This is a genomic window from Pseudomonas sp. GW821-FHT07F01 (assembly GCF_059418825.1).
This window is the reverse complement of the sequence record NZ_JBWKQO010000006.1, coordinates 1-12,014: the sequence shown is the minus strand read 5'-3', so window position 1 is coordinate 12,014 and position 12,014 is coordinate 1. Positions and strand designations below refer to the sequence as shown.

At 62.2% G+C, this 12,014-nt stretch carries 9 protein-coding genes, 1 rRNA gene and 1 pseudogene; 6 read left to right on the top strand and 5 right to left on the bottom strand.

Annotated elements, in window-relative coordinates; translation table 11 throughout:
* The first annotated feature begins 27 nt into the window (after positions 1–27).
* Positions 28–366, top strand: a complete 339-nt coding sequence (locus tag AC07R1_RS21970; RefSeq protein WP_011058513.1) for a hypothetical protein — start codon at positions 28–30, stop codon at positions 364–366.
* 93 nt (positions 367–459) lie between these two features.
* On the opposite strand, the gene lapD is transcribed toward AC07R1_RS21970, so the two are convergent.
* Both lapD and lapG read right to left on the bottom strand, forming a co-directional pair.
* Positions 460–2,406, bottom strand: coding sequence for a cyclic di-GMP receptor LapD (gene lapD / locus AC07R1_RS21965; RefSeq protein WP_342404119.1), 1,947 nt, complete (start codon positions 2,404–2,406; stop codon positions 460–462).
* A gap of 14 nt (positions 2,407–2,420) precedes the next feature.
* Positions 2,421–3,113 (bottom strand): cysteine protease LapG, encoded by a 693-nt coding sequence (gene lapG, locus AC07R1_RS21960; RefSeq protein ID WP_011058511.1) that lies wholly within the window; start codon positions 3,111–3,113, stop codon positions 2,421–2,423.
* 290 nt (positions 3,114–3,403) lie between these two features.
* Between lapG and AC07R1_RS21955 the strand changes: the two genes are divergently transcribed.
* Positions 3,404–4,168: a thioesterase II family protein gene (locus tag AC07R1_RS21955; RefSeq protein ID WP_495110937.1), complete on the top strand. Its 765-nt coding sequence runs from the start codon at positions 3,404–3,406 to the stop codon at positions 4,166–4,168.
* 65 nt (positions 4,169–4,233) lie between these two features.
* Here AC07R1_RS21955 and AC07R1_RS21950 read toward each other — a convergent pair whose 3' ends face one another.
* The gene (locus tag AC07R1_RS21950) at positions 4,234–5,019 is read right to left on the bottom strand and encodes a methyl-accepting chemotaxis protein (RefSeq protein WP_370059459.1); all 786 of its coding nucleotides are present in this window, start codon (positions 5,017–5,019) and stop codon (positions 4,234–4,236) included.
* A 69-nt stretch (positions 5,020–5,088) separates the two neighbouring features.
* Positions 5,089–6,114 (bottom strand): annotated as a pseudogene (locus AC07R1_RS21945) (HAMP domain-containing protein); the annotation flags it as partial.
* 314 nt (positions 6,115–6,428) lie between these two features.
* On the opposite strand from AC07R1_RS21945, the gene AC07R1_RS21940 reads away from it, so the two are divergent.
* From AC07R1_RS21940 to AC07R1_RS21925, 4 genes are all read left to right on the top strand, one after another.
* Positions 6,429–6,929 (top strand): sigma-70 family RNA polymerase sigma factor, encoded by a 501-nt coding sequence (locus AC07R1_RS21940; protein WP_011058508.1) that lies wholly within the window; start codon positions 6,429–6,431, stop codon positions 6,927–6,929.
* A 5-nt stretch (positions 6,930–6,934) separates the two neighbouring features.
* The gene (locus AC07R1_RS21935) at positions 6,935–7,939 is read left to right on the top strand and encodes a FecR domain-containing protein (protein WP_065363326.1); all 1,005 of its coding nucleotides are present in this window, start codon (positions 6,935–6,937) and stop codon (positions 7,937–7,939) included.
* 99 nt (positions 7,940–8,038) lie between these two features.
* Positions 8,039–10,531 (top strand): TonB-dependent siderophore receptor, encoded by a 2,493-nt coding sequence (locus AC07R1_RS21930; protein ID WP_495110936.1) that lies wholly within the window; start codon positions 8,039–8,041, stop codon positions 10,529–10,531.
* A 71-nt stretch (positions 10,532–10,602) separates the two neighbouring features.
* On the top strand, positions 10,603–11,784 hold the full coding sequence (locus AC07R1_RS21925; protein WP_123483036.1) for a PepSY-associated TM helix domain-containing protein: 1,182 nt from the start codon (positions 10,603–10,605) through the stop codon (positions 11,782–11,784).
* A 154-nt stretch (positions 11,785–11,938) separates the two neighbouring features.
* Here the strand turns inward: AC07R1_RS21925 and rrf are convergent.
* Positions 11,939–12,014: ribosomal RNA gene (gene rrf, locus AC07R1_RS21920) — 5S ribosomal RNA — on the bottom strand; the annotation flags it as partial.

Below are 12,014 nucleotides of genomic sequence, written 5' to 3'. Positions count from 1 at the left end.
CGGAAACACATGCCTGAGGGATTCGCCATGTTCTACGTGCAACGCGATGCACAGGGCCAGCTGATTCGCGTGGAAGCCGCCGCTTACGCCGAGGCCACCGAGACGCTGCCCGCCGACCACCACGAGATCCAGACCTGGTACGCCAACGAGGCGGTGGAAGTCAGTCTCAAGCAACTCAAGCAAAGCGACCTGGAAATGATCCGGGTGCTGGACGACCTGATCCAGCTCCTGACCCTCAAGGGCGTGATCCGCATCACCGACCTGCCGGCCGCGGCCCAGGCCAAGCTGATGGATCGCACCCAGGCCCGCGAGGCGCTGGGCGGTTTGAGCCGGTTGATCAATGACGATGAAACCGGATTGATCTGAACCCTTTTCGCCAGCCGACTCCTACTGTAGGAGCCGGCTTGCCGGCGAAAGCGGTTTAAAGGCCTGTAAGCAGGACCGCCGGCGAAAGCGGTTTCAACCCCAGGGAGCCGGCTCGCCGAACAGCTGGCCCTGCACCCCGTACAAGCCCATCTCGCGAATCACCCGCAACTCGCCCTCGGTCTCGACCCGTTCGGCAATCAGCGGCAGGTCGATGCTGTGGGCCGCGCGCTGGATGGCTTCGATAAACAGGCGCTTGTCGCTTTCCTGATCGATGTCGCGGATGTAGCTGCCATCGATCTTCAGGTACGCCAGCCCCAGGCGCGCCAGGTTGCCGATCATGCTGAAGCGCCCACCGAAGCGTTGCAGGCTGAGGGAGAAACCCAGCTCGCGCAGGCGCCGGGTCAGCTGTTCCAGCATGGCCTGCTCGGGTAATTGCTCTTCACCGATCTCCAGGGTCAGGCGCGGGCCCAGGTCGGAATGCTGGCGCAGGATCTCGAACACCCGATTCAGGGCGTGCGGGTCCGCCAGGGTCGCCGCCGACAGGTTCAGCGCCAGGCAGTCTTCGTGGCTCGCCATCTGTCTCAGCACCTGTTCGAGCATCAGCAGATCCAGGCGCGAGGTCCAGCCGAAACGCTCCAGCCACGGCAGGAAACGCCCGGCCGGAATGGTCTGGCCCTGTTCATCCAGCAGCCGCGACAGCACTTTGTAGTGCAGCACCAGGTGGGTGTCCCGAGCGGCCACCACCGGCTGGAAGTACAGCTGGAAGTGCTGCTCCGACAGCGCCCGGTCCAACAGCCGGTGCCAGGCATGGTGGTCATCCCCGACCTGGGCACTGGCGCCTTGATCGAGGCAGGCCCAGCTGGTGTCACCCTGGGCTTCGGCCTGGGCCAGGGCCTGGTCGCCGAGGCTCAGCACCGCTTGCGGCGAATCACCGTGAGCAAACGCCGCCAGGCCGATGGAGGCCACTGAGGCAACATCGGTGGCGCCGGTGGCGTGCAGGTTGCCCAGGGCACTGTCCAGGCTCTGGGCCAGCTGGATGGCTTCCTCACGCACCAGCCCCGGCGCCAGCACCGCGAACTCGCCACCACGGACCCGGGTGACCAGGTTGTGGGTTTCCGGGTACTTGTCGCACTCGCGCAGCAGTTGTTCACCCACCGCCTTGAGCAACTGGTCGGTACGCTGGCCGCCCAGGCGCTGGTTCAGCCCGGCCAGGTCCTTGACCCGCAACAGCAACAGGTAGCCGGAACTGGCCTGCTCGGGGTTGCTTACGCGGGCGTGCAGCTGCATTTCGAAATAACGCCGGTTGGCCAGCCCGGTCAGGCTGTCCTGATAGGACTCGGTGCGCAGTTTCTCGCTGCGCTCGGCCTGCTCCTGGAACAGCGCCTTGAGCTTCTCGACCATCTGGTTCATGGCCTGCACCACCCGCCGCAGCTCCGGAGTCCGAGGCAATTGCGGCAGGCTGAGGAATTCACGACGGGCAATGGCGTGGGACTGCTGGACCATGTAGTCCAACGGCTTGAGCTGGCGCCGCAGCAGCAGGGCGCCGAGCACCGCGCTCACCGCACCGCAGATCAACAGCCAGCCCAGGCTGCCCAGGGCACTTTGCCAGAGCTTGGCCACGGCGAACATCGGGTGGCTGAGCACCTCGACCCGAGCCGCCTGTTCCCAGCCGCGGCTGACGATGGCATCGCCACCCGCCGGTTCCAGGCCGATCAGGCTGACAAACCACTGGGGCACGTTGCCGACTTCCGGGATGCCGCTGCGCTCGACAAGGGTCTTGTCGGTGGCCAGGTCCACCACCCGGATACTGGCGTAGTAGCCACTGTCGAAGATCGAGCTGACCATCAGCTCGACCATCGCCGGGTCGTCGATGTTCGGCGTCAGCGACAGTGCCAGGGCAGTGGCGGCATCCTGGGCATGGGAGCGCAGCTGATTGACATACTGGGTGCGCGAGCTTTCCAGGCTGACCATGAAGCTGCCGCTGAAGGCGACCACCAGGAACACACAGATTGCGATCAACAGTTGTTTGAACAAAGACATCTGAGCTCGTGCTCCTAGTTAGTCGTCTCGACCGGAAAACCTTCGGCCTGCATTTTTTTCAACACGTCCTGCCAACGGGACAGGCGCTTGGTGTCGCCCACCCGCTTGTTGCCTTTGGCCCCCGGCAGCCACAGACCCTCGGCATTGAAGGAGTACACCGGCAACAGGTCGGTACGCTCGCTGGCCGGGCGGATCGAGTCTTCCAGGCTGTCGAGCACCAGAGGCATGGCCTCCGGGCTGGAATAGTAGGTCAAGACCATGTGCGCACGGTTCTGGCGCAGGGCCTTGACGTAGGTGATGCGCAGTTTGTCACTGGAAACCCCGAGGTGGCGCAGGCTGAAATACTTGGCGATCGCGTAGTCCTCGCAATCGCCGGCGCCCTTCCACAATGCCTCGATCGGCGTTTCCCAATAATCCACCTGGTGCCACAGGTCGATGTCTTCCACGTAGCGCATGTTCTTGTTGAAGAACAGGTTGACCACCTTCAACTGCTCGCGCTCGGGCACCTGCTTTTGCGTGGCCAACAGGTGCTGCCAGGCATCGATGCGCGGCTGCCCTTCGCCCAGCGGACCGTAGAGCGCCGTGGCACGGCGGCTGATCAGGGAGAAATCCCAGTCGGCGTGCAGGCTGCCCAGCAGTGCGCCGGCCAGCAGCAATGCCGCGCAGAACCAGCGCAGGGTCCGAGAAAGAGCTAAACGTGCCGCCAATGCAATGCGTCCATGGGAGCTGTCGTAAATCGGCTGATGGTGAAGGCTGGCCCGGCAAAAAACAATGGCACCTTACAATCACCAGCCGCCGGAAAAGAGCCGGCGCGAAACATTCAGAGCATAGCCGCAAGCCGCGTTCCGGCGACCGACAGCAACCGCCCGCCCAGCCCGGCACACGCGTACCTTCACGGACGACAGGCACTATGTTAGAAACCATCCGCAGACTGCGACGCCCTCTTCAGGCTGCCTCTGGCCGGCGCAGTGCCGGCCCACTTGCTTAAGGAAAAGCTGTGTACACCGACACCCGACAATGGACGCTGGTGATCAAACCCGGGCAAGCCACCCGGATCCGCCTGATCTGCTTTCCCCAGGCCGGGGCGGCAGCCGAGCAAATGCGGGTCTGGTCCAGTGGCCTGGCCGATCATATCGAGCTGGTGGTGCTCAACCTGCCGGGGCACGGTCCGCGCCGTGACGAAGCGCCCTGCGACAACTGGCCCAGCCTGCTGGAAAACACCTTCACCGCCCTCGACCCCTGGCTCGGCGAGCCCCATGCGCTGTTCGGCCACGGCCTGGGCGCGCTGCTGGCCTACGAGACCAGCAAGCATGCCCAGGAACGCTTTCCCCAGCAGACCCGCCACCTGTTCGTCTCCGGCTGTCGCAGCCCGGATAGCCTGCCGCGCCGGCCCTTGCTCCACTCCCTGCCCATCGCCGCGTTTCGCGAGGCGATCCTGACCCTCGGCGCCAGCCCCCTGGAGATGCCCCGCGGGCAGAACGACCTGCAATCCTACGAACGCCTGCTGCGCAACGGCCTGAAGCTTTTCGAAACCTGGTACGACACCTCCAGCGGTTGCCTGGATGTGCCGTTGACGGCCTTCTACGGCAGCGAGGACCCGCTGGCCACGGCCAACCTCATGCTCAACTGGCGCGAGTTCACCAGCCGCGAGTTCGAGCTGATCGAAGTGGCCGGCAATCACTTCTTCATCAAGTCCCAGCGCCAGCGCCTGTTGCAGGTGATCAATACTCACCTGGGGCTGCTGGGCGACCACCCGGCCTGATCGGTACCCATGAAAAAGCCCGCCCTGCCGTGAGGCGGGAGCGGGCTTGAAAGTGACGCGAAACCTCAGATCTTGAAGCTGTCCACCAGCTGCTTCAGGCGGCTGGCCTGCTGCGACAGGGCATCGCAATCCTTCAGGGTTTCGTTGAGGTTGGCCACGCCCTGCTGGTTCAGCAGGTTGATCTGGTTGATGTCGACATTGAGGGTCTCCACCACGGCCGTCTGCTCTTCGGTCGCCGCCGCCACCGACTGGTTCATGCCATCGATCTCGCCGATCCGCTGAGTCACGCTGACCAGCCGCGCACCGGCCTGGTTGGCCACTTCGACGCTCTCTTCGCTGGACGCCTGGCTGGCGTTCATGGTCGACACCGCTTCACGGGAGCCGACCTGCAAGGAGGTGATCATCTTGTGGATCTCTTCCGCCGACTCCTGGGTACGATGAGCCAGGTTGCGCACCTCGTCGGCCACCACGGCGAAGCCACGACCGGCTTCGCCGGCACGGGCCGCTTCGATGGCCGCGTTGAGGGCCAGCAAGTTGGTCTGCTGGGAGATGCCCTTGATCACGTCGAGAATGTGCCCGATGTTGTCGGTGCTGGCGTTCAGGGTCTCGATCTGAGTGCAGGACAGGCTGATCTTCTGCGACAGCTCGGTCATGGCCTGGATGGTCTGTTCCACCACTTGGCGACCGTCGTCGGCCTGCTCGCTGGCGCCACTGGCGTGCTGCGAGGCATCGGCGGCGTTACGGGCGATTTCCTGGGTTGCGGCCCCCAGTTCGTTGATCGCGGCGGCCACGCTGTTGGTGCGGGCGCTCTGCTCGTCGGAACCGATGATCGAAGCGTTGGACGAAGCCATCACGCGCTGGGACAGGTCGTGTACCTGGCGGGTGGCCGAGGACACTTCGGAAATCGAGGCATGGATCCGCTCGACGAACTGGTTGAACGAGCTGCCCAGTTCGCCGAATTCGTCCTTGCTCTCCACCACCAGGCGCCGGGTCAGGTCGCCCTCGCCCTGGGCGATGTCCTGCATCGCACGGCCCATGGTGATCAGTGGGCGCATCAACACCTGGATCAGCAGGGTCAGCAGTACGGCGATCACCGCCACGGCGATAAACATCGCGATCAAGGCGGAAGTACGGAATTGGCTCAGCGGTGCGTAGGCCTTGTCCTTGTCGATGGACAGACCGATGTACCACTCGGCATTCGGCAAGCCGGTCACCGGGGTGAAGGAGAGGATGCGCTCCTGTTTGTTCAGGACCACTTCCTGGTTGCCGTTTTCGATCCGTACGTTGGCGCCGGGGTAGATGTCCTTGAGGTTCTTCATCACCTGGTCCTTGTCCGGGCTGACGATCACTTGACCGTCGGCACTGACTAGGAAGGCGTGGCCCAGGCCACCGAAATCCACCGAGTTGATGATCTTCACCAGGGTTTCCAGGCTCAGGTCGCCACCAACCACGCCCAGCAGTTCACCCTGCTTTTTCACCGGCATGGCGATGGTCACCACCAGGCCACCGACAGCCGCCATGTAGGGCGGGGTCAGCATGGTCTTGTCGGCGGCGACGGCCTGCTTGTACCAGGGGCGCTGACGCGGGTCGTAGCCGTCGGGCATCTTCGCGTCAGGGCGCTGGGTGAAGGTACCGTTGGCCTGGCCGACGTAGGTGAACTGGAAGTTCGAGGTAAAGGCCGGTTGGTCCACCAGCCCTGGGAAATCTGCGTTCTGACCTTGGTGAGCAACGTTCTGCGCGAGGTTCTCGAGCACCAGGATCCGCCCGCTCATCCAGTTCTGCACACTGCTGGAGGTGAGCTCACCGGCCTGCTGGATAGAGGATTCGAGGTTCTGTCGGATGGTGTTTCGCTGCAGGTAGTCGTTGTACAAGGTGAACAACGCAAAAGCCAGAACCACTACGCCGGAGGCGGCCAAAAGGATTTTATGGCTGAACTTGAGATTCATTTCATGGGACTTCTTATGCCGAAAGTGGGGATGCGTCCGTAATGCAACATTCCATGTAACAGCGCAGGCGATGTTCTCTGACCGCTCTACTTTGGTGCACGCATGTCTTATCAGTCTTTCGGCAAGAATCTGCGAACCCTTAGAGATTTTTCTGAATTACTCGCCTGAATTTACCTAATCCCGCCGAACGGTGTTCCAGAGCATCCGTGGCACATTTTCAGATGACCGACAGTGCGCTGCTTATTGCCAAATCGATAAAGCCTCAATGACAATGCGACTAATTATCATTAGTGACACTCAGGCAGTCCGCGTCCATGTCATCACCCGAGTTCGCCGTACAGACGCTCTACAGCCATCACCATGGCTGGCTCAACCGCTGGCTGCGCCAGCGCCTGGGCAATGCCGCGGATGCTGCCGACCTGGCTCAGGACACCTTCGTACGCCTGCTGCAGAAAACTGAACGTCTGGAACTCAAGGCCCCCCGGGCTTTTTTACGCACCATCGCCCGGGGGCTGGTAATCGATCACTGGCGCCGCGAGGAAATCGAACGTGCCTATCTGGAAACCATCGCCCACTTGCCCGAAGCCGAAACACCCGGCGCTGAAGCTCGGGCGTTGATTCTGGAGCTGCTGGAAAGCATTGCGCGGATGCTTGAAGGGCTGAAGCCGAAAGTACGTCAGGCTTTTCTCCTGGCTCAGTGCGAGGAACTTACCCACAAGCAGATTGCTCAGCAGATGGGCCTATCCCTGCGTACCGTCGAGCGTTATGTCGCCCAGGCGCTCTACCATTGCTACCTGCTGCGCTACGAGAGTTGAAGCCTGTGGATAACTTTCCCGCCAGCCTGCCGCTCAAGCCCAATCCCGATCACCTGGTGGTCAAGCAAGCAATCAACTGGTTGCTGCGCCTGCGCAACAACGGTGCCAACCCCAAGCTGCAGCAACAGTGCGATCTGTGGCGGGCGGCGCACCAGGAGCACGAACTGGCCTGGCAGCGGGTGCAATCGTTGCAGCAGGAACTCACGGCCAACCTGCGTTCAGTGCCGGGGGCTCAGGTGGCCTTGCATACCCTGGAACACAGCAGTCAGCGCCTGGGCCGGCGCCAGGCCCTGAAACTGCTCAGTGGCGCCCTGCTCCTGGGCTCCAGTGCCTGGGTCGGCAAGGATCTGCTGGGCTGGCAACAATGGAACGCAGACTTTGCCACCGCCGTCGGCGAGCAGCGAGGCTTCCAGTTGCCCGATGGCACCCGCCTGGAACTCAATACCGACAGCGCGGCGGACCTCAACTTCAATGCCGAGCAGCGCCTGATCAAACTGCGCCGGGGCGAGATCATGGTGTCCTGTGGAGCCGATCACGGCCCTGCCCGCCCGCTGCTGGTGGAGAGCCGCCACGCCCTGCTGGAAGGCTTCGACGCCCGCTTCGTGGTGCGCGTGGAGGATCGCTGCACGCGCCTGAGCGTGACCCACGGCAGCGTGGCCATTCATGCGCCGCACACCGCCGACGGCCGTAGCGCCCGGGTGGAAGCAGGTCAGAGCTATCAGATCAGCCATGGCCTGGCCGAACCTGCGGCCCCCCTGGCGATGGACGTCGGCGCCTGGGCCGATGGCCTGATCGTTACGCGCAACATGCGCCTGGACGACTTCCTCCAGGAGGTCGGCCGCTATCGCCATGGCTATCTGGGCTGCTCGGCAGCGGTTGGCAATCTGCGCCTTTCAGGTGTGTTCCGCCTGGAAGACACCGACAAGTTGCTGGCCATCCTGCCCCAGACCCTGCCAGTGCAGTTGCGCTACCGCACCCGTTGGTGGGTGACCTTGGGGCCAGTGGCTTGAAATTCACTGGGGTGATTTTTTTTGGCGGGTTTTGCCAGGACGTCCGGCTTAGTCAGTAAGCACTTCAATCTGCTTCCTGCGACTTCAACGGAACCTACCATGACTCTGCGCGACACCCGCCCAAGCTCTCCCTGCGCCCGCCCCTTGCGCCAAGCCATCCGCGCCGCCCTGCTGTGCTCCAGCATCGGCCTCGGCACAGTGGCGCCCCAGGTGCTGGCCGCCGCTAGCGCTGTTGATGCCCCGCGTCACAGCTACAGCGTGGCCCCGGGCAACCTCGGCGATGCCCTCAACCAGTTCGCCCGGCAGGCCGGGATCACCCTGTCCACCACCCCGGCCCTGACCCAGGGCCGGCAGTCCCCCGGGCTCCAGGGCGACTACTCCATTCCCCAGGGCCTGAACCAGCTGCTGCGGGGTTCGGGACTGGAGGCGGTCAGCCAGGACGGCGGCAGCTACGTGCTGCGGCCCCTGCCCCAGGGCAGCGCCCTGACCCTGCCCGCCACTGAGGTCAAGGGCTTCGCCCTGGGCAACGCATTGGGCAGCATGGAGGGCTACAACGCGACGCACAGTCAGATCGCCACCAAGACCAGTACCGCGTTGCTGGAGACCTCGCAAAGCGTCTCGGTGGTCACCCGTGAACAGATCGACGACCAGGGCGCGCAAACCGTCGCCCAGACCATGCGCTACACCCCCGGCGTGCTGACCAATCCCTATGGCGCCACCCATCGCTACGACTATGTAGCGATGCGCGGCTTCAACGATGGTTCGGTGGACAACATCTACCTCGATGGCCTCAAGTCCATGGGTGACAGCGGCACCTACAGCAGCATGCAGGTCGACCCCTACTTCCTCGAACGGGTGGATATTCTCAAGGGCCCCTCATCGGTGCTTTATGGCCGCAGTTCCCCTGGCGGCCTGGTGGCCCTGACCAGCAAAAAGCCTCTCTACGAGCCCTATCACCAGATTCAGGCAACCGTGGGCACCCAGGGCAAACAGGGCCTGGGGTTCGACTTCAGCGGCCCGCTCGATGACGACAAGCGCGTTGCCTATCGGTTGATCGGCCTGACGGACAAGTCCGACACTCAGTTCGACCACGCGAAGGAAAAACGCTTCGCCCTGTCACCGACCCTGAGTATCGACTTCAGTGAAGACACCTCCCTGACGCTCCAGGCCTATTTGCAGAATGACCCCGATGGCGGCTACCACGGCGGCATGCCGGCCAACGGCACCCTGAACCAGCGCAATGGCCAGCGCATTTCCGAGCATTTCTTCGAGGGCGAGCCGGGCGTGGATGGCTACAAACGCGATCAACAGTCCTTCGGCTATCAGTTCGAGCATCGTTTCAACGACACCTTCACCGCCCGCCAGAACTTCCGCTACCTGGACTCCAAGGTGAAGCTCGACCAGGTCTATGCCTATGGCTGGACCAATGCCACCAGCAATGACCTGAACCGCTATTACTCGGGTGGAGATGAGAAGCTCCACTCCTTCATCGTCGATAACATGCTGCAGGCCGAATTCCTCACTGGCGAGGTCAAGCACACCTTACTGCTGGGAGCCGACTATCAACGGCGCAAGACCGTGGTCGACTGGGACCAGGGAACGCTGCAACCGATCAATGCGTTCAACCCGGTCTATGGCAACTCGACGATCAACTACTACAGCCACACCAGCTATTTGCGGCGCCTGGAACAGACCGGCGTGTACTTGCAGGACCTGATCGAGCTGGACAAATGGCGCTTCTCCCTGGGGCTGCGCCAGGACTGGGTGGAAACCTCGGATGAAAACCGCCTGGCTGAAGCCCAGCGTCCACTGGGCACCGAAATCAGCGACAAACGCACCAAGTTCACTGGGCGTGCGGGCGCGCTCTATCTGTTCGATAACGGTCTGGCGCCTTACGTCAGCTATTCCGAGTCATTCAACCCCAACTCCTACGCAGACAGCGCAGGCAATCCGCTGCCACCTACCGACGGCACTCAATGGGAAGTCGGGCTGAAATATCAGCCACCAGGTACGGACAACTTGTTCACTGCCTCGTTGTTCCGCATCGACCAGGAGAACCTGGCGTCGAAGCTGCCCCAGGAAAACTTCTATCGTGCGGTGGGTGCTGTTCGCTCCCAGGGGCTGGAGCTGGAAGCCCACATGCAACTGACCGACAACCTGAAACTGCTGGGCAGCTATACCTTCACCGACATCCAGTATTCGAAGTCGATGACCAGCACCCTGAGCAGCGCCACCAACCTCATCGAGAACAAGGGCAACTCACCTACTCAGGCACCGCGGCAGATGGCGTCGCTGTGGGCCGACTACAAGTTCGACAGCGCGGCGCTGGATGGCCTGCGCCTGGGCGGCGGTGTGCGCTATGTGGGCTACAGCTGGGCCGATGCCGAGAACACCATGAAGGTACCGGCCTACACGCTCTTCGATGCCTCCATCGGCTATGACCTGGGCAAGCTGGGCCTCAAGGGAGTGGATGTACGGCTCAATGCCAACAACCTGACCAACGAGTCCTACGTCGCCTCCTGTGCAAGCTTGAGCTACTGCTACCTGGGCGAAGAGCGCAATGTCGCCGCCACGGTGAGCTACCAGTTCTGATCTAGGTTGACGCCAACAAAGCCAGCGCCTGGCAGCAGCCGCTGGCTTTGTCGTCTCTACGGGAAAATGTCATGCGCGCCATTCTGGTTCTATTGCACCGCTACATGGGCCTGGCCACCGCAGTGTTCCTGCTGCTGGCCGGGCTGACCGGGAGTGTCCTGGCCTTTCATCACGAGCTGGATGAGTGGCTCAACCCCGAGTTCTATCACACGCCAGGCAAGGGGCCGGTGCTGGCCCCCGGCGCACTGGTGGATAGCGTTCAGGCCGAGCACCCGAGGCTGCAGGTCTGGTACATGGAATATCCACAAGAAGCCGGGCATGCCGCGCTGCTGGCAGCGGTGCCACGCACCGACCCGGCCACCGGCCAACCGTATACCGAGCGCAATCAAGTATTTTACTTGGACCCGGTTACGGCCCATCAGCAGGGGCAGCGCTTTTGGGGCGCCTGCTGCTTCCAGCGGCAGAACCTGGTGCCTTTTCTGCTGGAGTTCCACTACAACCTGAGCCTGCCCGGCAATTGGGGGCTATGGTTGATGGGGCTGGTGGCCATTGCCTGGGTCATCGACTGTTTTGTTGCCTTGCTGCTGACCCTGCCTCGTGGACGGCCGTTCTGGCGCAAGTGGGCCACGGCCTGGAAGATCAAGGGCGGCCATGCCTATCGGCTCAACTTCGACCTGCATCGCGCCGCAGGCTTGTGGTTATGGCTGCTCCTGCTGCCGATCGCCATCAGTAGCGTGGCCATGAACCTGCCGAGCCAGGTGTTCAAACCCGTGGTGTCATTGCTCTCGTCCATCGAACCCAGCGTCTATGAAGCTCGGGGACGAGTACCGGCGGCAGAGCTGGGGATAACCCGGCTGACTTATCAACAGGCCTATGAACGGGCTCTGGAAGAGGGGCAGCGGCTGGGCTTGAAGGAGACGATTGGTGAGTTGTATTACAGCTTTGAATACAACTTCTATGGAGCAGGTTTTGGTCGGCATGACAGCCAGGCCCATGGTAAGTCCTGGCTGTTCTTCCACGGTACGGATGGGCGCTTGCTGGGGCAGGAGATAGCGGGGCAAGGCACCCTCGGAGAGCGCTTCTACCGACTGCAACTGCCCATACATGGAGGCAGGATCATCGGTACCACGGGGCAGGTGATCATTGCTCTATTGGGCGTTCTGATTGCCGTGCTGGCACTGACCGGCATCTATATCTGGTGGCGTAAGTTAATCGCCCGTAGAAACAGCAAGATGCGTAAGAACAGGGCGTAAGAGGCAAGCAAGTGTGGTCTTGATGGCTGCTTACTCGATGCTGATGAAGCCCTAAACCCACCCTGTAATCTGCTTCTGCTACACAGCCCAGGCTTTATAGCGCATAAAAACAAAACCCCTGTCTGCGTGAACAGACAGGGGTTTTGGAATTTGATCTTGACGATGACCTACTCTCACATGGGGAAACCCCACACTACCATCGGCGATGCATCGTTTCACTTCTGAGTTCG

Excerpts from the sequence above, each read along its gene's own strand:
- AC07R1_RS21950 (WP_370059459.1), bottom strand. The coding sequence starts at position 5,019 with ATGGCTTCGTCCAACGCTTCGATCATCGGTTCCGACGAGCAGAGCGCC.
- AC07R1_RS21925 (WP_123483036.1), top strand. The coding sequence starts at position 10,603 with ATGCGCGCCATTCTGGTTCTATTGCACCGCTACATGGGCCTGGCCACC.
- AC07R1_RS21930 (WP_495110936.1), top strand. The coding sequence starts at position 8,039 with ATGACTCTGCGCGACACCCGCCCAAGCTCTCCCTGCGCCCGCCCCTTG.
- lapD (WP_342404119.1), bottom strand. The coding sequence starts at position 2,406 with ATGTCTTTGTTCAAACAACTGTTGATCGCAATCTGTGTGTTCCTGGTG.
- AC07R1_RS21940 (WP_011058508.1), top strand. The coding sequence starts at position 6,429 with ATGTCATCACCCGAGTTCGCCGTACAGACGCTCTACAGCCATCACCAT.
- AC07R1_RS21970 (WP_011058513.1), top strand. The coding sequence starts at position 28 with ATGTTCTACGTGCAACGCGATGCACAGGGCCAGCTGATTCGCGTGGAA.